This window comes from Neorhizobium sp. T7_12 (assembly GCF_002968535.1).
GTDB classification, from domain to species: Bacteria; Pseudomonadota; Alphaproteobacteria; order Rhizobiales; family Rhizobiaceae; genus Neorhizobium; species Neorhizobium tomejilense.
The window spans coordinates 16,602-36,868 of the sequence record NZ_PVBK01000004.1; the positions used below are offsets into that span (position 1 = coordinate 16,602).

Sequence of the window (20,267 nt, forward strand, 5' to 3'; positions counted from 1 at the left end):
CGCCAGATCACTCCGAGGCGGCGGCCGGCTTGTTTTCAGCCACGAGCGCTGATGGCAAACGGACCGGTTTCAGCATCAGGGCGGCGATGAGGCCGATGAAGGCCATGGCGCTGCCGGCCAGGAACACGGGCGTGAAGGCCTCGGTGTAGAGCGTGTGGACCGCGATCCGCGACGGCTCGGGCAAGGCAAGCATCATCAGCGGCGTCAGCGAGCCGATATCCTCGACGCCCGGAATGCTGGTGCCGACGCCTCGGATGCCGGCGGCGACGATCGCGCCATAGACCGAGATGGCGATCGAGGCGCCGGCCATGCGCATCAGCGTCACAGCACCGGTTGCCGCGCCGACGTCCTCGCGGGGGGCTGAATTCTGTACGCCGATGATCGGCGCCTGCTGGCCGAAGCCGATCGCCAGGCCCTGCATCAGCATGAAGCCGAGGATGACGTAGATCGGGGTTCCGACCGGTAGCTGCGAGAAGATGAACAGGGCAACGATATTCAGCGACAGACCGATCAGCGTGAACGGCTTGTAGCGGCCGGTGATCGAGATCAGCCGGCCGGTCGAGATCGAGCCGATGACGATGCCGAGGGTCGTGGCGACAAAGCAGAAGCTCGCAGTCGTCGGCGACAGGCCGGTGGTCGTCTGCAGGAAGAGCGCAAAATAGTTCGCCATGCCGATCGCCACCGCACCGGTGCAGAAGGAGACGATCAGGAACAACGAAAAGGTCGAATCGCGGAAGAGTTTCAGCGGCACGATCGGCTCGGGCACCTTCCCCTCGACGATGACCCAGAGGATGGCGCAGAGGGTGCCGACCGCCACGACGACCATCGACTGCCAGGCGACCAGTGAACCGAACAGCGTGACGCTGTCAGCCCAGACGACGATGCTCGCAACGGTTCCCGCCAGGAGGACGGCGCCGAGATAATCGATCTTCGGTTTGCGGATCGGGCGGCGATAGGGAAGCAGAAGCGAAATGCCGGTGACCGCGACGATGCCGACTGGGAGGTTGATCAGGAAGATGGACCGCCAGCCGAACAGTTCGCTCATCGTGCCGCCGAGCAGCGGGCCGAGGCTGCCGGAGGCCATGATCACCAGGCTCGAATAGCTCTGGTATTTCGCCCGCTCGCGCGGCTCGAACAGGTCGGCATTGATGGAGAAGATCGATACCATGATGCCGCCGCCGCCAAAGCCCTGCAGCACGCGCGAGGCGATCAGAGAATCCATCGACCAGGCAAGCCCGCAGGTCAGCGAACCGACGGTGAAGATGACGATCGCCGCCAGCATCACGTATTTGCGGCCGAACAGGTCGCCGAGCTTGCCGTAGATCGGCATTGAGGTGCTGCTGGCGAGAAGATAGGCCGAGCCGACCCAGCCGAAGCGCTCCAGTTCGCCGAACTCGCCGATAATCGTCGGCAGCGCCGTCGAGACGATCTGGTTGTCCAGCGTCGCCATGAACAGCGCCGTCAGCAAAAAGCAGAAGATCACCAACCGCTGGCGGTGGTTGGCGACAAGCGGCACATGGGCCGGGCGGGTCATATCCATGGGTCAATCCAAAGTGTCCTAAATTTATGTGCCTTCAGCATATAATTGTCAACGGCACTTTGATGCGCACCGCAAAGAACAGTTGGAAAGCCTCATGGGCTTTGATATGTTTCACGCCATGACGACGAAGAGCCTTTTAAAAGAGAAACCCGCTGCCGCCTCGCCTTCCCCCGAGGATGTGGCCCGCGTGAGCGAGACGCTCGGGCGGATGCGGATCCTGATCGGCCGGCGGATCATCGGCCGCACGGCGATCGCCAATATCGCGCCGGGGCTGGAAATCTCGCATCTCGACGTGCTCGACGTGATGCGCCGGATCGAGGGCGAGGTGACGGTCGGTGCTATCGCCGAGGCGATGCGCATCGACCCTTCGCGCGGTAGCCGGCTGGTCGCCGATCTCGTCACCCGCGGCATCCTGCGCCGCGATGCCTCTCAGGCCGACGGCCGCCGTTCGCTGGTGGTGCGCACCGAGTTCGGCGACAGCCTGCTGGCCGAGATCCGCGCCGTCAAACGCACCCTGCTGGCACGCGTCCTGGAGGACTGGCCGGAAGACGAACTCAACGTCTTTTCGGTGCTGTTCGAAAAGTTCGTGTCGGGTTTTGAGGAGATCTACGTGGCACCGGAAAAGCCGCCGGAGGGCGAGCTTTCAGAGGCGCCTCAGGCGAGGCCGTAGATTGCGCATAAAATTTTACTCCAGTATAATTTTAACTAGAAACTGGAGACAGGCGCGTGAACGTTTCGATCGATCCCCGCTGGGAAAAATTCATCGAGGAAGCCGTACAGGACGGGCGCTACAGCTCGGCCAGCGATGTGGTGCGCGAAGGCCTGCGACTGGTGCAGGAGCGCGAGCCGAAGCTTTCGGCGCTGAGGGAGACGCTGCAGCGGTCTTTCGAAAGAGGAGGAGATGTCAGCGAGGAAGAGCTCGACGCTTCGCTGGAAGCGGCCGCCGAAGAATTGCGCAAAGAGGGCTATTGATTAGGCCCGGTTGCGATATCTCGACAGCGCCCAAGACGACTTAATCAATATCTTCAAACACATCGCCCGCGAGAGCGGCAGCATCTCAACCGCAGAACGCTTTGTGAAGTCATTGCGCCAGAGATGCCGGCATCTGGCAAGTCTTCCGGGAGAGATGGGGCGTACTCGATCGGAACTTGGTCCAAACCTACGTAGCTCCGTCTACCGCGGATACATCATCTATTTCCGCTATCAAACTGGAACGCTTGAGGTTGGCAACATCCTCGAAGGCCATCGGGACGCGGCGCGGCATTTCGGCGCGGACATAGCCTCGGAGGACGAGGACTAGATCCCCTCGCCTCCCGACACACGCAGACGGTCGCGGCCCAGATCCTTGGCTTCGTACATGGCGCGGTCGGCGCGGGCGAGCAGTTCTTCCGGCGTATCGCCGTCCTGCGGGAAGAAGGCGACGCCCATGCTGCAGGTGGCGGTGACGCTCTTGCCGTCGATGACGATCGGTTTCGAGATCGCCGTCCGCAATTCCTGAAGCCGGCGGACCAGGCCGAGCTCGTCCTGACTGACATTGCTGAAGACGATCGCGAACTCGTCGCCGCCCAGACGAACCAGAAGATCGGTGACGCGGACGCAGTTGACCATGCGCCACGACAGCGTTTTCAACACCTCGTCGCCGGCCGCGTGCCCCAGCGTATCGTTGATCTGCTTGAAATTGTCGAGGTCGAGATAGGCGACCGTTACCTTGCGTTTCTCGCGGCGGGCCTCATGCAGGGCACGGCTGAATTGCGCCCAGAACAGCGTGCGGTTCGGAAGGCTGGTCAGCGGATCGTGATGGGCCATGTGCTGGATGCGCTCTTCCGCGCGGGCGCGTTCGATGGCGATGCCGGCGATGTCGGTCGCCATCGCCGTCAGCTCGAGTTCGAGCTCGGTCGGTTCGCGCGGCGCATCCGAATACAGAGCGAACGTGCCCAGCACCAGCCCGTCAGCGCTCATGATCGGCGTCGACCAACAGGAGCGGAAACCGAACCTCAGCGCCAGTTCGCGATAATTGTCCCAGAGCGGATCGGCCAGCACATCCTTGACGAAGACCGGTTCGCGCCGCCAGGCGGCCGTGCCGCAGGAGCCGACCTTCGGGCCGATCTCGATGCCATCGATCAGCTTCACATAATCGGGCGGAAGGCGGGTCGCCGCGCCGTGGCGCAGCCGGTCCGTACCCTCTTCGAGAAGCAGGACCGAGGCGATGACGTCGTCCAGTTCCTCTTCGACCGTTTTGACGATCGCATCCAGAACCGCCGACAAAGGCTGGCCCCGGGCGACCATTTCGAGAAGGCGCGCATGGCCATGCCGGCGGTCGTCCTGGCGTTTGCGCTCGGTAATGTCGCGTGAAATCCCGACCAGGCCGACGATCTGGCCGTGAACATCGCGCAGCGGCATTTTCGAGGTGGTGAGCCAGAGCATGCGGCCGTCGCCGAGCTTGACGCGTTCCTCGCGGCCGTCGATCGCCACGCCGGTCGACATGATCTCCTGTTCGACGAGAAACAGTTCGCGTGCGGTTTCATGATCGAGAATATCGAAATCCGTCTTGCCGATCAGGTCGTTGCCTTTATGCAGCTTGCTGCTGCGCCCGGCTGCAGCATTGGCAAAGACGAAGCGGCCGCGACGGTCCTTTACGTAGATGAAGTCCGGGAGCTGATCGAGAAGGGTGCGGGTTTCAAGTTCGCGGGTGGCCAGTGCGATGTCGAGGTCTATCTCGCTGTCAGCGGAAACGCGCAGGAGGCGGCTGCAGAGTTCGTCCAGCGGATCGACAAAAGTCAAGGGCATGCTATGCGACATGGGTCCCGCCATCCGAGTGCCTCCTTTTCATTTTCCAAAGAAAATACGCGGGAACTCGCGCCAAGTGCCGTATAGCATGGCGGAGAATTCCTTATCGTTGCTTAAGATCATTGTGAAATTGCCATGATTGAAGCTTCAAAAGAAGCCTTTTTACTCAATCGATCGGAACCTTTGAGCATAGTAACAATATAAAGGACCGGCATGGAAAATGCTTTATTGACGCAGGGGAGACGCGCTGGATGATTTCGAGACGCACGGCATTGACGATGATCGCGGGTGCGGCGGCGGGAGCCGTGCCTCGCCCCCTCCTCGCCGCCCCCCGGGGCTTTTCGGCGATCGACCTGCGCGGCTCGATCGATGCCGGCGCACACGGTGTTACCCCGGACGGAGGCGACAAGCAGAACCGCAAACTCGCGGAGATCATCGCCAAGGCGGCGCGTCAGAACATGCCGGTCTTCCTGCCACCCGGAAACTACCCGGTGTCCAATCTCGATCTGCCCGAGGGCACCCGCATGACCGGCGTGGCCGGGGCTTCCCGGCTCGTCTATTCCGGTGGCGGGCGGATGCTGACGGCCGACGGGGGGCGCCGCATCGAGCTTTCCAACATCGCCATCGACGGGGCGAACCACGGGCTCGACGACCAGAGCCCGGCGCTCGTCACCATGCGCGGCATCAGTGAGATCGTCATCGACAACTGCGAAATCATCGGCGCGCGCAGGACCGCAGTGCAACTCGAACGCTGTGGCGGGCGGATCGAGCGGAGCCGCATTTCCGGAGCCGCCGAATACGGTCTCTATGCGGTCGAGAGCACCGGGCTTTCGGTCACCGGCAATACGGTCTCCGATTGCGGCAATGGCGGCATCCTCATCCATCGCTGGACCAAGGGCGCCGACGGCACGATCGTTTCCGGCAACCGCATCTTCCGGATCGGCGCCACAAACGGCGGCACCGGCCAGTACGGAAACGCCATCAACCTGTTCCGGGCCGGCAACGTGATGGTGACCGGCAACCAGATTTCGCATTCGGCCTTTTCGGCGATCCGCGCCAACAGCGCCTCAAACGCGCAGATCGCCAACAATACGTGCCTGGCCTCCGGCGAAACGGCGATCTATGCGGAATTCGCCTTCGAGGGCGCGCTGGTCTCGGGCAATATCGTCGACGGCGCAGCGAACGGCATTTCGGTCGTCAATTTCAACGAGGGTGGCCGGCTTGCGACCGTCGCCAACAATATCGTCCGCAACCTTACCCCCACCGGTCCCTATGTGCTCGACGGAGCGATCTTCGGCGTCGGCATCAGCGTCGAGGCGGATACCGCGGTGACCGGCAATGTCATCGAGAACGTGCCGCTCTGGGGCATGGCGCTCGGTTTCGGACCGTACCTGCGCAACGTGCTCGCCAGCAACAACATCGTCCGGCAGGCAAAGGTCGGCTGCGCGGTGACGGTGGTCGAAGGCGCCGGCGGAGCGCTGATTTCCGGCAACCTGTTCGAGGCGGTGAAGGACGGCGCGGTGATCGGCCACCGGTGGAAGACGCCTTCCACGACCGAACTGGCTCGCGGGGACGGTCAGGCCCAGGGGTTCAAGCATCTGACGATCGCGAACAACCGGATTGTTTAGTCGAGATCGCTGGAAGCGTCGCCGAAGTCGATATTGCGGCCGCGATGGAAGATGCGGGCGATAACGACGACATCGCCTTTAACCTGAAACGCGATGGTCGCTTTGCGCCGGTATCCGACGAGGCGCAGGCCCGGCCTTTTGTCGGAGAAAACGCCGCGTTCGGGAAAGGTTTCAAAGGAGTAACAGTAGTCGATTAACCGATCGACGTATCGCTTGGCAACTTTCTCCCCCGCGGCCGGTACCAGATACTCCAAGAGCTCCGCGACGTCCTCTTCGGCACCATCCGAGAACAAGACCGTATACTTCATGCCTCTGGATCGACCAGTTTGTCGACGCGGGCATGCAGCCTTCTACGTGCTTCCTCAAGCGGCATGACCTTGGAGGGATCCGCTTCGATCTCATCCAGCGTCGGAACCACCTCCTCCACCAGCCACTTCTCGATTGCCGCATCGCGGGCGAGCAGCGTGCGCAAGCCGTCGCGGATGACTTCGCTTTCGGTGGCATATTCGCCGGAAGCGACCTTGGCCTTGACCATCTGCGCCATTTCGAGCGGCAGCGTGATGCTGAGTGACTGAGTGGTGCGCATGATCGGCTCCTTTCCAAGAAATTGGACACGATTAAATCCTATCGAAAACTTTCATGGTCGTCCAACGCGGATTGGTCTTCCGTTTTGGGCGGCCTGCCCGTAGCTTGCGCTCGCATTTCCTGGAGGGACTTTAATGCTGAAAATATATGGTGTTTACCGTTCGCGCGCCACGCGGCCGCTGTGGCTCATCGAGGAACTGGGTATTCCTTTCGAACTCATTCCGATCATCCAGGGCTACCGCCTGCCCGAACCGATGGCACCGGGCGCACCGGTCAACACGCTGTCGCCGGAATTCCTGAGCATCAACCCGATGGGCTCGATCCCGTCGATGGACGATGACGGTTTCGTGCTGCACGAGTCGCTGGCGATCACGCTCTATCTCGCCCGCAAATACGGCGGCGAACTCGGTCCGAAGGATATTGCCGAGGAGGGCCAGATGGTCCAGTGGTCGCTGTTCGGCGCGACCAGCGTCGAGACGCCGGCCCTGAAGATCTCCGCCACGATCGCCGGCGGAAGGGCGGAGACGGAAGAAGGCAAGGCCGATATCGAGGTTGCGGCCCGCACCCTGAAGCGGCCCTTCGACGTGCTCGAAAAGCACCTTTCCAGGAACAGCCACATGGTCGGCGGCCGTTTCACCGTGGCGGATATCAATGTCGGAGAAGTCGTGCGTTATGCGCAAGGATATGCGCCGCTGTTCGACAGCCGCCCGGCCTTGAAGGCCTGGATCGAGGCGGCCCAGGCCCGCCCCGGCTTCAAGGCAATGTGGGACAAGCGGACCGCCGAACCGGCGTAACGCTTTACTTCCGGCTTTCCGTGAGCGGCGGCAGCTCCGTCTTAAGCCAGTTCCGGAAAGCCCTCACCTTCGCCGGCGCTCGAGCGCCGGCGCGGGTCACGAGATAATGCCCCATCCCGGTGCGTGCCCGGATCGAAAACGGTTCGACCAACCGCCCCTGTTCCAGCGCATAGGTCGCCAGCGTATGCCATGCGAGCATCACGCCCTGGCCCGCAATCGTCGCATCGAGGCAGAGCGAGGCGTCGTTGAACACATGCCGCGTCGCCATGCCGGCGCCGGACAGGCCCGCTTCGTTCAGCCAGATCTCCCAGGAAAACATCGAGGGGCCGTCGATGATCGCCGGCAATTTCAGGATATCCTTCGGCTCCTTCAGCTTTTCGGCAAGCGCCGGCGAGCAGACCGGAAACACCGTCTGCTCGATCAGCAGCTCGGCATCGACGCCCGGCCAGATGCCCGGCCCGACGCGGATGCCGAGATCGATATCGTCGACACCAAGATCGGCGAGCCTGGTGGTCGCGTCGATGCGCAGGCGGATTTCCGGGTGCAGGCTCGAGAACCGATCGAGCCGGTGAACGAGGAACCGGGCTGCAAACACGGGCGCGACGGAGATGGTCAGCAGCGCATCGTCCTGCCGCCTGCCGATCGCCACCGCTTCGGAAAGAGCATGGAAACCTTCGCTCAATCGCGCCAGCATGGGCCGCGCCGAATCGACCGGCATCATGCCCTTCGGCAGGCGCTGAAAGACCGGCTGGCCGAGCTGGGCTTCGGCCTTGATGACGTGCTGGCTGACGGCGCCGACCGAGACGCCGAGTTCGTCGGCAGCCGCCTGCAGCGACCCCAGGCGCCCGACTGCCTCCAGCGCCCGCAAGCCGTTGAGATGCACGAGGTTGAGATTGCTCATATAGCTTTTCTATAGCCACGCTCTCAAGAACTCAATTGAAAAACCGAGCGGTAAAGCCGATGTTACGTCTGCAAAATGGTCACATATTTGCGAGGTAACGGTCATGGCACCGCTGAAGATTTTCTTGAACTTGAAAGCCTGGTTGGAAACGACCGAAACATTAACGGACCTGCAGTCGAACGACCCGTTCCGTCATCCCGATATCCGCGCGATGGACCTGCGGCAACTCGCCGACCTGCCCTTCCCGCGCCCACTTCAAGCCGATACGAACTGCAATAAGGCGCCGCTGGCGAAATGCGCCTGACGCTCCGATGATCCGCTTCCCGGGCAAGGGGCGGATCATGAGGCTGAGGTGAACCCGTATTCGAGCGGAAAATCTTGATGCCGTCTTCCGGCGTCAGACCGCGGTCGCGGCAGCCTGTTCGGCCAGGGCGCGCTGAACGGCGGGACGCTGTTTCATCCGCTCGTAGTGCGCGTTGACCTTCGGAAAATCCGCACGATCAAGCTTCATGTTGGCGAGCCAGTCGGCCATCAGGTAGAGATAGGCGTCGGCGACCGAATAGGTTTCGCCGAGCACGTAGGGGCCTTCGAGCAACGAGTCCTCGATCACCTGAAAACAATCGTGAAAGACTTTTGGCGCCTTGGCGGCCATGTCGTCGAAGGAGGACTGGTTGTCCGCCCAGCGGTAACCGCGGCGCCAATGGGCGTAGGCGACATGCACCGTCGAGGCGATATAGGCGTTGAACGCCTGCATCTTGCCGAACAGGAACGGGTCGTCGAGCGGCGCCAGCTTCGCCTCGGGTGCGGTCTGGGCGATGAAGGCGAGGATCGCGACGGACTCGGTGATGATCCCCCGGTCCGTTGCGAGTGCCGGGACGCGGCCCTTCGGATTGATCTTCAGGTAGGTTTCCGACTGCTGTTCCTTGTCGGCGAATTTCACCCATTTGATCTCGTAGGGAAGACCGGATTCGGCAAGCGCGATATGACTGGTCAGCGAACAGGCATTGGGCGAAAAGAACAGCGTATACATGAAAATCCTCCTTTGGACCGCGTGTGTTCTAGCACGGTTTTTTCAGGCCAGAAGTCTCAAACCGCCGGTCAACTGACACCGGGCACATCTTCCAGCCGATGCCAGACCGGAATGCCGCGTTCGTTGGCGATCCGGACGTCGTTATCGGCGCCCTTGGAGGCACCCGGCAGGCGCAGGACGCCTTCGCAGAGCTGCAGCAGACGTCCCGCCACCGGGTGAAAGATCTCTTCGTACAGGTTGTCGCCCACATGTTTTCCGCCGGCCGCATGCCAGACCGGCAGCGCCACCCATTCGCCGATCATCGGCACATGACCGGCCTTGAACAGCGCATGCGACGGCGCTTCGAGCCGTTTCAGGTTCTCGGCCATCTTCTCAGGGTCGTCTCCGGTGCCGGAGCGGTAGGGGCCAGCGATCAAAATCAACATCTTCGTTTCTCCAAACTTGTCCGCATTCATCGCGGAATTGCACGAACACGCCGGAAATGCTTTACAATGTCCGCTATTTCAGGCATATTTGCGCTTATTCATGCAATTTCGTGCAGAGTCAAGAGCCATGCTGACAACCCAACGCAAGAGCCTCATCCTCGACATGCTGCGCCGAGAGGGGCAGGTCGTCGCCAAACGGGCGGCGGAAGAGTTCTCGCTTTCGGAGGACACGATTCGGCGGGACCTTCGGGAGATGGCGGCGGAAGGGCTGCTGCGGCGGGTGCATGGCGGGGCGATGCCGATCTCTCCCGACCTGCCGGATTTGTCCGCCCGGCGGGCGGTATCGTCAGATGTGAAACAGCGGCTCGGCAGGGCGGCGGCCGACATGGTGAAGCCGGGCCAGACGATCTTTCTGGATGGCGGCACATCGACGGCCGAGATCGCCCGCGCCCTGCCCCGCGACTTTGCCTTCACGGTCGTCACTCACAGCCCGACGATCGCGGCGGAACTCGAACACCATCCGATGGTGGAGGTGATACTGATCGGCGGGCGGCTCTACAAACATTCGATGGTCGCGACGGGTGCAGCGGCAATGGCGCAGATCGCGCTGATGCGGCCGGACATCTTTTTCCTCGGCGTCACCGCCGCCCATCCAGTGCGCGGGCTCTCCACCGGCGATTTCGAGGAGGCAGCGATCAAACGCCATATCGCGGCATGCTCGGCGGAGACGATTACGCTCGTTACGGAGGAGAAGCTGGATGCGGTCTCGCCGCATGTGATCATGCCGGTTTCGGCATTGTCGGGCATGATCGTGCAGGAGGGGATCGACGAGGAGCGGCTGGCGTCCTACAGGGCTTTGGGGATCGCCTTGCTGGAAGCCTGAGGCCTGTCGTCGAGAGGCGGCCCAGGCGGATTTCTCAACAAGGGGCGGCAGACCACGCGAAAACAATCGACAAAAACACGGCGGATTGCGGCGTTCCGCAATTGCCGGGCGAGCCGTCCGTGATGCCTTATCACATCGGATGTCACGATAGGCTGGGGGGCCTCCTGCCGCTTCGGAAACAGGCGTGCGTATATCATTTCGCGTCCGCCTTCCTTTGCCGGGCGCCGTCATGAACGAGATATTTGACGCCGGAGAGCAATCGCGAGTGGAAGACAGTGACGATCATAGGGCGGGCTCCTCTAAACACCGGGAACCGACACGCGGGGTCGCGTCGTGGGCTACCCGGTCCGTTCCGGAAGAGGATGAGCGCCGCTCAACTATAAATCAAATGCATTGTTTCTATAATGATTATGCCTCGGACGAGGAGCCCTCGAGCCTCTTGGTCAAGGCGCTCGCCAGTCGATCGACCGCCGGGTCGAAGCGTCTCGGCATAGCGCTGCGGACCAGGGTGACGGTTGCGGGGATGACGAAATCCACCACGGACAGGATCTGCCGGCCTTCGCGATGCGGGCTGTGCTCGAACAGACGGCGCGGGACGAGCGCAAGACCTCCCGCCTTGGACAGAAGCGACAGCTGAAGATCCTCTCCGAAAATCTCGGCAGCGATTCGCATAGAAAGCTGCTGGCGATCGAAAGATCGTTCCAACGCTGCGCGACATCCACATCCCGACGGATTGAGAAACCAGTCTTCTTCGGCCAAATCCCGCAAGCGCCACGGACTGCCGTCCCGTTTTGTGGGGAGCCGCGACGCAGAAACCACGACGACCTGTTCCGCTCCGAGCGCAACACGCTGCAGCCCGGCCGGGACCGTGTGGGCGTCGGTCAACAATCCGACGGCGCAATCGATGGCGCCACTCCGCACTTCCTCGATGAGGCCGATGCTCCAATTCGAACTGATCTGGAGCCGGAGGCGGGGAAAATCCTGCCGAAGCGTTTCCAGCGGCGTGCTGAGAACTATCTCTCCCAAGCCGTGGGCCACCCCGATCTTCAGTTCGCCAGTTGGATCGGCGGCGCTCGTCGTGCAGGCTTCCAGTTCCGTCACGGCAGCAAGCACGCGCCTGCAATGTTCGAGCACATGGCTGCCAAGCGCCGTCAGTATGGCGGGCTTGACCGTGCGATTGAAAAGAAGGCCTTCTCCCACGGCAATTTCGAAGCTTTGGATGCGCCGCGTCATGGCAGGCTGGGTGAGATTGAGGCGTGCTGCCGCGCGACTCACGGAGCCCGTTTCCGCCACTGCCACGAAGGCCTCGATATCCTGAAGGTTCATGCCCATGTTTTATAAACACCGGCGGATCATGCACAAGTGGAAAAGCCCGAGCGCGGCAGAGAAGATCCATCCTTCCGCCCGATGCGAGAGGGCGCTGTAGGTCCTACCCTGCCAGTGTCGATCTCACGCAAACAGCGCGTCCGTCACCCTGACATCACCGACATGGATGCCGTTCCAGTTCTTCATCGGCCTGTTGGCCATCGCCATCAGCTTGGCGTGCACCTCGCCGCCCTTTTCGAAATAACGGGCGATGAGGGCGAAGATCATGGCTTCGGCGGCGCGGGTGGTGCCGTCCTCGCATTTCACCGCCATGGCGATGCCCTGGTCAGGCAGCGCGGCGACGAAGACGCCTTCGGCGCCGGTCTTGGCAAAGATCTTGCCGGGGGCGACTTCCATCAGCCTGGTGCAGGCGCGGTTGGTGCCGGCGACGTAAAAGGGCTCGGCCATGCAGGCATCCATCAGCCGGCGCGAGGCTTTGGCACGTTCGGCCGACAGCGTGTTGCCCGTCGCCATCTTTGCAAACCCGTGGGCGAGGCCCTTCAACGGCACCGCATAGGTGGGGATCGAGCAGCCGTCGGTGCCGCAATTCTGGTGGCCGATGATGGCGCCGGTCAGGGTTTCCATCGTGCCGCGGATTTCGGCCTGCAGCGGATGGTCGTAATCGACATAGCCTTTCAGATTCATCCCCGTGTGGACGCAGGTGCAGACGAAGCCGGAATGTTTGCCGGAGCAGTTGTTGTGAAGTGCCGTCGGCGCCTCGATGGTGCGGGCCTGATGGATCAGCACCGCCTGTTCCGAGGACCAGTGGGCGCCGCATTCAAGCGCACTCTCGTCGCGGCCGGCCTTGCCCAGCATCGAGGCGGCCATCGCCACATGCGCGTCCTCGCCGGAATGGGAGGCGCAGGCAAAGGCGAGTTCTTTGTTACCGAAGCCATAGGCGTCCGCCGCACCGCTTTCGATGAGCGGCAGCGCCTGCATCGCCTTGCTGGCGGAACGGGGGAAAACATGCGCGTCCGCCTCGCCGAACGAGAACAGCACCTTGCCGTCGCCATCCACCACGGCGCCGAGGCCGCGGTGACGGCTTTCGACCAGGTTGCCTCTAGTAACTTCGACGGTAACGGGGTTTTGCATGGTCTGTCCTGAAAATGCCGGTTTCAATGTGCCTATCGTCTGGCGATATCACAGGCTCTTAAACGAGTCCGAGGGGATTTTCATGGGGGACCGTATGAAATCGGTTAAGCGGTTGTTTCTGGTCATCTTCATCGTCTACCTGGTTCCGACCTTCGCATCGGCCGGGTTATGGGCGATGAAGGAGCGACCGCCGGGTTGGCGCGAGGCCCGGTGGTCCTCGGCGGGCATCCTGCCGAAGCCCGAGACAAGCAACGAAGCAGCGATCTACGTCTTCTCGGCGATGACGGGAGGCATGAAGGGTGCTGTGGCCAGCCATGCGTGGATCGTCTTCAAGGAAAAGGGCGCGAAAACCTACACGCGCTTCGACAAGGTGGGCTGGGGTAATCCGATCCGCCGCAACGGCTATTCGCCTGACGCCTACTGGTATTCCAACACGCCGCAGTTGGTGACCTCGGTGACCGGCTCCAGGGCGGAACTGCTGATCCCCAAGATCGAGGGCGCGATCGCCGCCTACCCCTATGCCGAGCCGGGCGGCTACACGATCTGGCCGGGACCGAACTCCAACACCTTCGTCGCCCATGTGCTGCGCAGCGTGCCGGAACTCGACGCCGTGCTGCCGCCCCACGCAGTCGGGCGCGACTATCTGCCGGACGGCGAATTCATTCATGTGGACGATGACTGGCGCGACATACACCTGACCGTGCGCGGCCTCATCGGCCTGTCTGCCGGTCTGCGCAGCGGGTTCGAGATACACTTCCTCGGCCTGGTCGCAGGCCTCGATATCGCCAGCCCCGGCATCAAGGTGCCGGCGCTCGGACGGATCGGGATTTAAGATGGCAGCTATGCATGAAATGCAAAACGCCCGCGGATGCGGGCGTTCGACATAACTTCATGTCAAATGGCGATCAGAAGCCGACGGCCTGACGCGCAACCCGGCGGATGTCGCCCTGGGCGATGCCGAGATCGTTGAGTTCGCGCGGTGTCATACGGCCCAGTTCGGCAACCGTCTGACGATACTTGCGCCAATTGTTGAGAGTGCGTGCGACGTTCATGATGGTTCCCCTTTCCTGGGATTTTCGAAGCTTGAGCGCCAGTCCTTGGCGCTCTCGTTTGCTTCGATGACGCTTATATAAGCTCATCAAACGTGCACTGAAAGCGCCCACTTGGCAGGCCACCTATGCGATGGGCGCATAGGTATTCGCAAATTAGAAATAATGAAAAATGAAGAACCGCCGGCCGTCATTAAAGCGGCTTTGAATGAAGGGCCCTAAAATGGAAAAGGGCCGCTCGAGGCGACCCTTCCATGAGTTTGGTCCGGTTCAACGAACCCGGGGCGCTTCGTGAGCTCCCCGAAGGAAGATGATGTTCAGGCCGAGGGTTGCCCCGTCAAGACCGCCACCTTTCCATTGCCCGTTACACAGACCGAAATCTCACTAGACATTGGACCACCTTCCTTTCACTACGTTGATGATGATTAAAAGGTAGGGGCCAAAGCCTGAGTCTGCAAGCCACGTTATATAAACGATCGCGAATTTAATTGAGTTGCGGAAGCGACCATCCGCCCCTAGAATTCGCCAGCTTCGATCGAGGCAGATTCTCCCCTTCGGCTCAACGTCACCACGATCCTGCCGATTTCCGCCAGCTTGTAGGATCGGAGATCAGGCTGCGTCCGCGATATCCAGCCGCACGGAAAGCCCAACTTTCCCAGCCAATTCAACCAGTGCGTCCAGACTGAAATTTGCGATCCTGCCCCGCAGCAAGTCGTTCAGGCGCGGCTGGGTGATGCCCAGGCGAGCCGCGGCATCCTTCTGGGTCACATTCCAGTTCCGGACCTTCTGCTCGATCGCAATCAGCAGGGTCGAACGCATGGACAAATTGGCCGCTTCCGCCGGGGTGTCTTCCAGCGCGTCCCAGACATTTGAAAAGCTCTGACGTTCCATAGGTCCAATCCAATCAGATCTGCCGCAGACGCGCGGTGGCGATATCCAGATTCCGCTTTGCCGTCTGCTGCGTCTTCTTCTGAAATGCATGCAGGACGTAGACGGCGTCCTCTATTTTGGTCACGTAGATGATGCGAAAAGCGCCCGCCTCGTCGCGGATGCGGATTTCCCGCACACCCGCTCCGATCGTCGTCATGGGCTTCCAGTCGCTCGGCTCAAGGCCGAGTTGAATTTTATGCAACTGGACGCCCGCCTCCTTACGGGCGACCTCCGGAAAGTCCCGCAGGCGATCCAACGCATCTCCAAGAAATTCCAGTCGCTTCATATCGGTCCACGATTTATATCAAAACAAGTATATCTCTGCAAGGCGACTATGCAAGCCTCACCACGATCTTGCCGATATGGCTGCTGGTTTCCATCAGCTTGTGGGCCTCGACGACGTCTGCGAACGGCAGGACGGAGTGGATGACCGGAGCGACCGTTCCGTCCTCCAGGAGCGGCCAGACCTGGGCCAGAAGATCGTCGCGGATGGCGCGTTTTTCGTCCGCGGTGCGCGGGCGCATGGTCGAGCCGGTGACCGTCAGGCGCTTGACCATGATCGGTGACAAGTTGACCTTTTCGGCGATGTTGCCGCCGAGGAAGGCGATGATCGACAGGCAGCCGTCCTTGGCGAGAACCGAGAGGTTCTTTTCGAGATAGGCAGCACCGATCATGTCGAGCACGACGTCGACGCCCTTGCCGCCGGTGATGTCCTTGATGACCCCGGCAAAGTCCTCGGTCTTGTAGTCGATGCCTCTCACGGCACCGAGCTTTTCGCAGGCCTCGCATTTTTCCCTGGAGCCGGCGGTCGCGTAGACCGTCGCGCCGAACGCCTTGGCGAGCTGAATGGCGGTCGTGCCGATGCCGCTGGTGCCGCCGTGGATCAGCACGCTCTCGCCTTCGGTCAGGCCCGCCATCTGGAACAGATTGGCCCAGACCGTGAAGAAGGTCTCCGGCAGCGCCGCGGCCTTCACTGCGTCAAAACCCTTCGGCCATGGCAGAGCCTGTCCGGCCGGCACGGCACAATATTCCGCGTAACCGCCGCCGTTTGCGAGCCCGCAGACCTTGTCGCCGAGCTTGAATTCACTGACGCCCTCGCCCAGCGCTACGACTTCGCCGGATATTTCCAGACCGAGGATCGGGCTTGCGTCCTTCGGCGGCGGATAGGCACCCTTGCGCTGCTGCACGTCCGGACGATTGATGCCGGCCGCCTCCACCTTGACCAGGATTTCGCCCGACCGCACCGCCGGCAGCGGCCCCCTGGCAATGGTCATCACCTCCGGCTCTCCGAAGGACGGCAGATCGACGAAACGCATTTCGGTGGGAAGCGGCATGGCGGGACTCCTCTCAGTGCGGCCACCGACGGGATCGGTGATAGCCTCTGACTTAGGATAGTCGCATTGCGATAGGAAGGCGGCGTTCCGCCGCCTAGGTCATTTTGTCTCGCCGAAACTTGCGAAAACGAGACCACCATCGCTTTCCTTGGCTTCCGCCTTGACGGCGGCGATCTCCGAACCGATGCGGCCGACATCGTCGAGCAGCAGGCCCTGGGGCAGTTCGAGCACGCCGATCGAGCAGCGCAGCAGCGGGAAATCCCGCTCAGTGCCGGAGCGGTCGTGGCCGCGGATCTTGCCGGCGGCGCGTTCTTCCGGGGAATAGAGTTCGACGACATCGTCATGGAAATCGGAGAGCAGGCGTTCGAGGATTTCATTGAGTTCGTCGCGGGTCCAGCCGCGCACGCCAATGAAGAAATCGTCGCCACCGACATGGCCGAGGAAATCGCCGTCGGAGAAGAAATAACGCTTCACCAGGGCGGCGAACAGCGAGATCGCATGGTCGCCCATCTGGAAGCCGTAATGATCGTTGAACGGCTTGAAGTTGTCGAAGTCGCAATAACAGAAGAAGCGGGTCTCGTCGTCGTCGCGGCCGGTTTCCTGCATGAAGTCGCGGATGGCGCGGTTGCCCGGCAGGCCGGTCAGCGGGTTCTGGTCCTGGGCGATCTTGAGCTGCTTTTCGTTAATGACCTTGATCAGCGAGGCGGCCGAGACGACACCCGCATAGCGCATGTTTTCGGTGAGGATGACGCAGGCGCTGTTTTCCATGTTGGCAAACAGGGTCATCAGCTCCTCGGCTTCCGCATCCAGCCCGACGATCGGGGCACGGTCGACGAAATGCGAGATCGAGCGCTCATAGACCTTGTTCTTCAGGAGATCGCGGCCGAAGGGCTGATAGATATATTCCTTGAGATGGTATTCGTTGATGACGCCGCGCGGCTCGCCGTTTGCATTCAGCACCGGGAAGAATGCCTGGCGCGGATTGCGACGAAACAGGTCGAAGACGCTGTCGATGCTCTGGTTCTCATAGACGGTCGGCAGGTGTTCGATCTGCTTGCGGATGAGGATTTCGTCGAGCGACTGGCTGGAGCGACGGGAACGGCCGATATCGGCGAGATAGGGGAAGGAGGGCTGCAGTTCGGACACGAATGTGGTCGGTCGGGCAATGAACCAGCCCTGGACGAGATCGACGCCATATTCGCGGCAGACGAGGAATTCCGCCTCCGTCTCGATGCCCTCGGCGATGACGCGGATGCCGAGCACGTGGGCGATGCTGACGATGTTCTTGACGAGGTGGCGCTTGCGCGGGTTCTTATCGATGCCGGCGACGAAATGGCGGTCGATCTTCAGATAATCGACCGGATAGTCGCAGAGCAGTTTCATTTCGCCATGGCCGACGCCGAAATCGTCGATCGCCAGCTTGAAGCCTTCCTTCCGCATCTGGGTGACCAGATCTGCAAATTCCGGCACACTGGTATTGTCGAAACGCTCGGAGAATTCGAAGCAGACGGAAGACGGAGCAATATTCGCCTTGCGCAGATGCTGCACGACCTTTTCGAGGAAATGTTTGCCGTGACGGATCAGCCGGACATCGAGATTGAGAAACAGGGTCTGGGACGAGAAATCCGGCAGGCTGGCGAATTTCGCCAATGCCCGGGTTGCCATCATCTGTTCGAGCGCCAGAAGCTGGTTGGTCTCCTGGGCCTCATCGAGCAGTTCGAGCGGTGACGAGAACCCTATCCGTTCCTGGCCGCGCAGCAGCGATTCATAACCGAAGACCGAACCGGTGCCGACCTCGACAATCGGCTGAAAGGCATTTTCCAAAACCAATTTGGCCAGAGTGACAAGCTGATCGCTCGCATACCGACGGAAAACGCCCGGTTCCAAGATGGCCGCAGACGACATTACTCATTACTCCACTGCGCAATGGCCTAAAACATGCCTCAACACGAACGTCAGGTTCCCAGCAATTGGTCAAAAATACCTTTCCCGAACATGAAGGTTGGATGAAAGTTTTGTGACGATGAAAAGCATTTTTATACAAGATTTTAGAGACTTAGCGGCAACCTCTGCGTGCCTCAAGACTTGACCGCAAGCGCGACGGCGATCAGGGCCCAGCCCTGCATCGTGAGGTCGATCGCGAGGCCAGAACACGACGTGGTCCCAGCCCTTCACCTGGAAGGCGTGGACGAGATAGGCGATGCCTCCGACCGAACGTCATGACCGATCCCTTTTGCCAGAACCTCACCCGAACCTATGGAATAGGATGTGGAGCAGGCGTGATCCGGGTCAACGGCGCGCTTTTGGAACAGGAAGGTTCGCAATCGCTTCTTGATTGCCAAGACGATCAAAAATAACTCACTGTGGAGACTATGCCGCCCGCGAGGAAGATGCCTGCCATGACCAAACCCAATATCCTCATCGTCATGGTCGACCAGTTGAACGGGACGCTGTTTCCCGATGGGCCGGCTTCGTTCCTGCATGCGCCGAACCTCAAGGCGCTTGCCGCGCGGGGTGCCCGGTTTGTCAACAACTACACGTCATCGCCGCTCTGCGCGCCGGCGCGTGCCTCGTTCATGGCGGGCCAGCTGCCGAGCCGGACGCAGGTCTACGACAATGCCGCCGAATATGTTTCGTCGATCCCGACCTTCGCCCATCACCTGCGCCGCGCCGGGTATTACACGGCGCTTTCGGGAAAGATGCATTTCGTCGGGCCGGACCAGTTGCATGGGTTCGAGGACCGGCTGACGACCGATATCTATCCCGCCGATTTCGGCTGGACGCCGGATTACCGCAAGCCGGGCGAGCGTATCGACTGGTGGTACCACAATCTCGGTTCGGTGACCGGCGCGGGCGTGGCCGAGATCACCAACCAGATGGAATATGACGACGAGGTCGCCTTTCTCGCGAACCAGAAGCTCTATCACCTCGCCCGCGAGCGGGACGATGCCGAGCGGCGCCCCTGGGCGCTTACCGTCTCCTTCACCCATCCGCATGACCCCTATGTGGCGCGGAAGAAGTTCTGGGATCTTTACGAGGATTGCGAGCACCTGCTGCCGGAAGTCGGGCCGATCCCGCTCGAAGACCAGGACCCGCATTCGAAGCGGATCATCTTTTCCTGCGACTACAAGAATTTCGACGTAACGGAAGAAAATGTCCGCCGGTCGCGAAGAGCCTATTTCGCCAACATCTCCTATATCGACGAGAAGGTCGGCGAGCTGGTCGATACGCTGACGCGGACACGGATGCTCGACGACACGCTGATCCTGTTCTGCTCCGACCATGGCGACATGCTGGGCGAGCGCGGGCTGTGGTTCAAGATGAACTTCTTCGAGGGCTCGGCCCGCGTGCCGCTGATGATCGCCGGTCCCGGCGTGCCCGCTGCCCTGCATCTGGCGCCGGTTTCCAACCTCGACGTAACGCCGACGCTCTGCGACCTCGCCGGCATTTCGATGGACGAGATCAAGCCCTGGACGGATGGCGAGAGCCTGAAGCCGATGATGGAGGGTGTTCCGCGCACGAGCCCGGTGCTGATGGAATATGCCGCGGAAGGTTCCTATGCGCCGCTCGTCGCCATCCGCGAGGGCAAGTGGAAATATGTCCATTGCCTGCTCGATCCGGACCAGCTGTTCGACCTAGAAAACGATCCCCAGGAGCTCAACAACCTTGCCGACGATCCGGAATTTGCCGAAGTGGTTGCTCAGTTCCAGCGCCAGCGCGAAGAGCGGTGGGACATGGGTGCCTTCGACGCGGCGGTGCGTGAAAGCCAGGCGCGGCGCTGGGTGGTCTACGAAGCGTTGCGCAACGGCGCCTATTACCCCTGGGACCACCAGCCCTTGCAGAAAGCATCGGAGCGCTACATGCGCAATCACATGAACCTCGACAATCTCGAAGAGTCCAAACGCTACCCGCGCGGAGAATGAG

General features: G+C 61.3%; 23 protein-coding genes. 9 read left to right on the forward strand and 14 right to left on the reverse strand.

Annotated features, from left to right (window positions below):
* Positions 1-7: 7 nt before the first annotated feature.
* A complete protein-coding gene (locus C5J26_RS11580; RefSeq protein ID WP_172745831.1) occupies positions 8-1,540 on the reverse strand; it encodes an MDR family MFS transporter in 1,533 nt (510 codons plus the stop codon).
* 118 nt (positions 1,541-1,658) lie between these two features.
* On the opposite strand from C5J26_RS11580, the gene C5J26_RS11585 reads away from it, so the two are divergent.
* The 3 genes from C5J26_RS11585 to C5J26_RS11595 are packed head-to-tail and all read left to right on the forward strand — an operon-like array spanning position 1,659 to position 2,840.
* Complete coding sequence (locus C5J26_RS11585) at positions 1,659-2,210, forward strand: MarR family winged helix-turn-helix transcriptional regulator (RefSeq protein WP_105402181.1); 552 nt, start codon at positions 1,659-1,661, stop codon at positions 2,208-2,210.
* A gap of 56 nt (positions 2,211-2,266) precedes the next feature.
* On the forward strand, positions 2,267-2,512 hold the full coding sequence (locus tag C5J26_RS11590) for a type II toxin-antitoxin system ParD family antitoxin (protein WP_105401904.1): 246 nt from the start codon (positions 2,267-2,269) through the stop codon (positions 2,510-2,512).
* A gap of 10 nt (positions 2,513-2,522) precedes the next feature.
* The gene (locus C5J26_RS11595; RefSeq protein ID WP_105401905.1) at positions 2,523-2,840 is read left to right on the forward strand and encodes a type II toxin-antitoxin system RelE/ParE family toxin; all 318 of its coding nucleotides are present in this window, start codon (positions 2,523-2,525) and stop codon (positions 2,838-2,840) included.
* On the opposite strand, the gene C5J26_RS11600 is transcribed toward C5J26_RS11595, so the two are convergent.
* Positions 2,837-4,351, reverse strand: a complete 1,515-nt coding sequence (locus C5J26_RS11600; RefSeq protein WP_105401906.1) for a diguanylate cyclase domain-containing protein — start codon at positions 4,349-4,351, stop codon at positions 2,837-2,839. The genes C5J26_RS11595 and C5J26_RS11600 overlap by 4 nt on opposite strands.
* 227 nt (positions 4,352-4,578) lie before the next feature.
* Here C5J26_RS11600 and C5J26_RS11605 point away from each other — a divergent pair, with 227 nt between their 5' ends.
* Entirely contained in the window at positions 4,579-5,955 is a 1,377-nt protein-coding gene (locus tag C5J26_RS11605; RefSeq protein ID WP_105401907.1) for a TIGR03808 family TAT-translocated repetitive protein, read from the forward strand.
* Here C5J26_RS11605 and C5J26_RS11610 read toward each other — a convergent pair.
* Positions 5,952-6,263 (reverse strand): type II toxin-antitoxin system RelE/ParE family toxin, encoded by a 312-nt coding sequence (locus tag C5J26_RS11610; RefSeq protein ID WP_105401908.1) that lies wholly within the window; start codon positions 6,261-6,263, stop codon positions 5,952-5,954. The two genes, C5J26_RS11605 and C5J26_RS11610, sit on opposite strands and share 4 nt — an antisense overlap.
* Complete coding sequence (locus tag C5J26_RS11615; RefSeq protein ID WP_105401909.1) at positions 6,260-6,541, reverse strand: type II toxin-antitoxin system ParD family antitoxin; 282 nt, start codon at positions 6,539-6,541, stop codon at positions 6,260-6,262. Before C5J26_RS11615 ends, C5J26_RS11610 begins: the two co-directional genes overlap by 4 nt.
* 133 nt (positions 6,542-6,674) lie before the next feature.
* On the opposite strand from C5J26_RS11615, the gene C5J26_RS11620 reads away from it, so the two are divergent.
* Positions 6,675-7,334, forward strand: a complete 660-nt coding sequence (locus C5J26_RS11620) for a glutathione S-transferase family protein (RefSeq protein ID WP_105401910.1) — start codon at positions 6,675-6,677, stop codon at positions 7,332-7,334.
* 4 nt (positions 7,335-7,338) lie between these two features.
* Here C5J26_RS11620 and C5J26_RS11625 read toward each other — a convergent pair whose 3' ends face one another.
* Positions 7,339-8,235 (reverse strand): LysR substrate-binding domain-containing protein, encoded by an 897-nt coding sequence (locus tag C5J26_RS11625; RefSeq protein ID WP_105401911.1) that lies wholly within the window; start codon positions 8,233-8,235, stop codon positions 7,339-7,341.
* A 103-nt stretch (positions 8,236-8,338) separates the two neighbouring features.
* Between C5J26_RS11625 and C5J26_RS11630 the strand changes: the two genes are divergently transcribed.
* On the forward strand, positions 8,339-8,539 hold the full coding sequence (locus C5J26_RS11630) for a hypothetical protein (RefSeq protein WP_105401912.1): 201 nt from the start codon (positions 8,339-8,341) through the stop codon (positions 8,537-8,539).
* 93 nt (positions 8,540-8,632) lie between these two features.
* Here C5J26_RS11630 and C5J26_RS11635 read toward each other — a convergent pair whose 3' ends face one another.
* Both C5J26_RS11635 and C5J26_RS11640 read right to left on the reverse strand, forming a co-directional pair.
* Complete coding sequence (locus C5J26_RS11635; protein WP_105401913.1) at positions 8,633-9,265, reverse strand: glutathione S-transferase family protein; 633 nt, start codon at positions 9,263-9,265, stop codon at positions 8,633-8,635.
* A gap of 68 nt (positions 9,266-9,333) precedes the next feature.
* Positions 9,334-9,690 carry a hypothetical protein gene (locus tag C5J26_RS11640; protein WP_038584622.1) on the reverse strand — a complete coding sequence of 119 codons (357 nt, stop codon included), beginning with the start codon at positions 9,688-9,690 and terminating at the stop codon, positions 9,334-9,336.
* 127 nt (positions 9,691-9,817) lie between these two features.
* Between C5J26_RS11640 and C5J26_RS11645 the strand changes: the two genes are divergently transcribed.
* A complete protein-coding gene (locus C5J26_RS11645) occupies positions 9,818-10,573 on the forward strand; it encodes a DeoR/GlpR family DNA-binding transcription regulator (RefSeq protein WP_105401914.1) in 756 nt (251 codons plus the stop codon).
* Positions 10,574-10,981: 408 nt separating this feature from the next.
* On the opposite strand, the gene C5J26_RS11650 is transcribed toward C5J26_RS11645, so the two are convergent.
* Both C5J26_RS11650 and C5J26_RS11655 read right to left on the reverse strand, forming a co-directional pair.
* Positions 10,982-11,905, reverse strand: a complete 924-nt coding sequence (locus C5J26_RS11650) for a LysR family transcriptional regulator (protein ID WP_105401915.1) — start codon at positions 11,903-11,905, stop codon at positions 10,982-10,984.
* Between the two features lie 117 nt (positions 11,906-12,022).
* Positions 12,023-13,030, reverse strand: coding sequence for an asparaginase (locus C5J26_RS11655; RefSeq protein ID WP_105401916.1), 1,008 nt, complete (start codon positions 13,028-13,030; stop codon positions 12,023-12,025).
* 94 nt (positions 13,031-13,124) lie between these two features.
* Between C5J26_RS11655 and C5J26_RS11660 the strand changes: the two genes are divergently transcribed.
* On the forward strand, positions 13,125-13,862 hold the full coding sequence (locus C5J26_RS11660) for a DUF3750 domain-containing protein (RefSeq protein ID WP_105401917.1): 738 nt from the start codon (positions 13,125-13,127) through the stop codon (positions 13,860-13,862).
* Positions 13,863-13,935: 73 nt separating this feature from the next.
* On the opposite strand, the gene C5J26_RS11665 is transcribed toward C5J26_RS11660, so the two are convergent.
* The 5 genes from C5J26_RS11665 to C5J26_RS11685 all read right to left on the reverse strand — a co-directional run bounded on the left by C5J26_RS11665 (position 13,936) and on the right by C5J26_RS11685 (position 18,248).
* Positions 13,936-14,082, reverse strand: coding sequence for a DUF1127 domain-containing protein (locus C5J26_RS11665; protein ID WP_007751079.1), 147 nt, complete (start codon positions 14,080-14,082; stop codon positions 13,936-13,938).
* Positions 14,083-14,688: 606 nt separating this feature from the next.
* Entirely contained in the window at positions 14,689-14,970 is a 282-nt protein-coding gene (locus C5J26_RS11670) for an XRE family transcriptional regulator (protein WP_105401918.1), read from the reverse strand.
* A gap of 13 nt (positions 14,971-14,983) precedes the next feature.
* Positions 14,984-15,295 (reverse strand): type II toxin-antitoxin system RelE/ParE family toxin, encoded by a 312-nt coding sequence (locus tag C5J26_RS11675; protein ID WP_105401919.1) that lies wholly within the window; start codon positions 15,293-15,295, stop codon positions 14,984-14,986.
* Positions 15,296-15,341: 46 nt separating this feature from the next.
* On the reverse strand, positions 15,342-16,343 hold the full coding sequence (locus C5J26_RS11680; protein WP_105401920.1) for an NAD(P)H-quinone oxidoreductase: 1,002 nt from the start codon (positions 16,341-16,343) through the stop codon (positions 15,342-15,344).
* 99 nt (positions 16,344-16,442) lie between these two features.
* Positions 16,443-18,248 (reverse strand): bifunctional diguanylate cyclase/phosphodiesterase, encoded by a 1,806-nt coding sequence (locus C5J26_RS11685; protein ID WP_105401921.1) that lies wholly within the window; start codon positions 18,246-18,248, stop codon positions 16,443-16,445.
* 494 nt (positions 18,249-18,742) lie between these two features.
* On the opposite strand from C5J26_RS11685, the gene betC reads away from it, so the two are divergent.
* Complete coding sequence (gene betC, locus C5J26_RS11690) at positions 18,743-20,266, forward strand: choline-sulfatase (protein WP_105401922.1); 1,524 nt, start codon at positions 18,743-18,745, stop codon at positions 20,264-20,266.
* The last annotated feature ends 1 nt before the right edge of the window (position 20,267 follow it).

What these genes read in the sequence shown, in the direction of transcription:
- C5J26_RS11620 (WP_105401910.1), top strand. Translation starts at nt 6,675, where the DNA reads ATGCTGAAAATATATGGTGTTTACCGTTCGCGCGCCACGCGGCCGCTG.
- C5J26_RS11650 (WP_105401915.1), bottom strand. Translation starts at nt 11,905, where the DNA reads ATGGGCATGAACCTTCAGGATATCGAGGCCTTCGTGGCAGTGGCGGAA.
- C5J26_RS11635 (WP_105401913.1), bottom strand. Translation starts at nt 9,265, where the DNA reads ATGTATACGCTGTTCTTTTCGCCCAATGCCTGTTCGCTGACCAGTCAT.
- C5J26_RS11640 (WP_038584622.1), bottom strand. Translation starts at nt 9,690, where the DNA reads ATGTTGATTTTGATCGCTGGCCCCTACCGCTCCGGCACCGGAGACGAC.
- C5J26_RS11630 (WP_105401912.1), top strand. Translation starts at nt 8,339, where the DNA reads ATGGCACCGCTGAAGATTTTCTTGAACTTGAAAGCCTGGTTGGAAACG.
- C5J26_RS11685 (WP_105401921.1), bottom strand. Translation starts at nt 18,248, where the DNA reads ATGTCGTCTGCGGCCATCTTGGAACCGGGCGTTTTCCGTCGGTATGCG.
- C5J26_RS11615 (WP_105401909.1), bottom strand. Translation starts at nt 6,541, where the DNA reads ATGCGCACCACTCAGTCACTCAGCATCACGCTGCCGCTCGAAATGGCG.
- C5J26_RS11610 (WP_105401908.1), bottom strand. Translation starts at nt 6,263, where the DNA reads ATGAAGTATACGGTCTTGTTCTCGGATGGTGCCGAAGAGGACGTCGCG.
- C5J26_RS11580 (WP_172745831.1), bottom strand. Translation starts at nt 1,540, where the DNA reads ATGGATATGACCCGCCCGGCCCATGTGCCGCTTGTCGCCAACCACCGC.
- C5J26_RS11645 (WP_105401914.1), top strand. Translation starts at nt 9,818, where the DNA reads ATGCTGACAACCCAACGCAAGAGCCTCATCCTCGACATGCTGCGCCGA.
- C5J26_RS11655 (WP_105401916.1), bottom strand. Translation starts at nt 13,030, where the DNA reads ATGCAAAACCCCGTTACCGTCGAAGTTACTAGAGGCAACCTGGTCGAA.
- C5J26_RS11585 (WP_105402181.1), top strand. Translation starts at nt 1,659, where the DNA reads ATGACGACGAAGAGCCTTTTAAAAGAGAAACCCGCTGCCGCCTCGCCT.
- C5J26_RS11625 (WP_105401911.1), bottom strand. Translation starts at nt 8,235, where the DNA reads ATGAGCAATCTCAACCTCGTGCATCTCAACGGCTTGCGGGCGCTGGAG.
- C5J26_RS11605 (WP_105401907.1), top strand. Translation starts at nt 4,579, where the DNA reads ATGATTTCGAGACGCACGGCATTGACGATGATCGCGGGTGCGGCGGCG.
- C5J26_RS11600 (WP_105401906.1), bottom strand. Translation starts at nt 4,351, where the DNA reads ATGGCGGGACCCATGTCGCATAGCATGCCCTTGACTTTTGTCGATCCG.
- betC (WP_105401922.1), top strand. Translation starts at nt 18,743, where the DNA reads ATGACCAAACCCAATATCCTCATCGTCATGGTCGACCAGTTGAACGGG.
- C5J26_RS11680 (WP_105401920.1), bottom strand. Translation starts at nt 16,343, where the DNA reads ATGCCGCTTCCCACCGAAATGCGTTTCGTCGATCTGCCGTCCTTCGGA.
- C5J26_RS11665 (WP_007751079.1), bottom strand. Translation starts at nt 14,082, where the DNA reads ATGAACGTCGCACGCACTCTCAACAATTGGCGCAAGTATCGTCAGACG.
- C5J26_RS11660 (WP_105401917.1), top strand. Translation starts at nt 13,125, where the DNA reads ATGAAATCGGTTAAGCGGTTGTTTCTGGTCATCTTCATCGTCTACCTG.
- C5J26_RS11670 (WP_105401918.1), bottom strand. Translation starts at nt 14,970, where the DNA reads ATGGAACGTCAGAGCTTTTCAAATGTCTGGGACGCGCTGGAAGACACC.
- C5J26_RS11675 (WP_105401919.1), bottom strand. Translation starts at nt 15,295, where the DNA reads ATGAAGCGACTGGAATTTCTTGGAGATGCGTTGGATCGCCTGCGGGAC.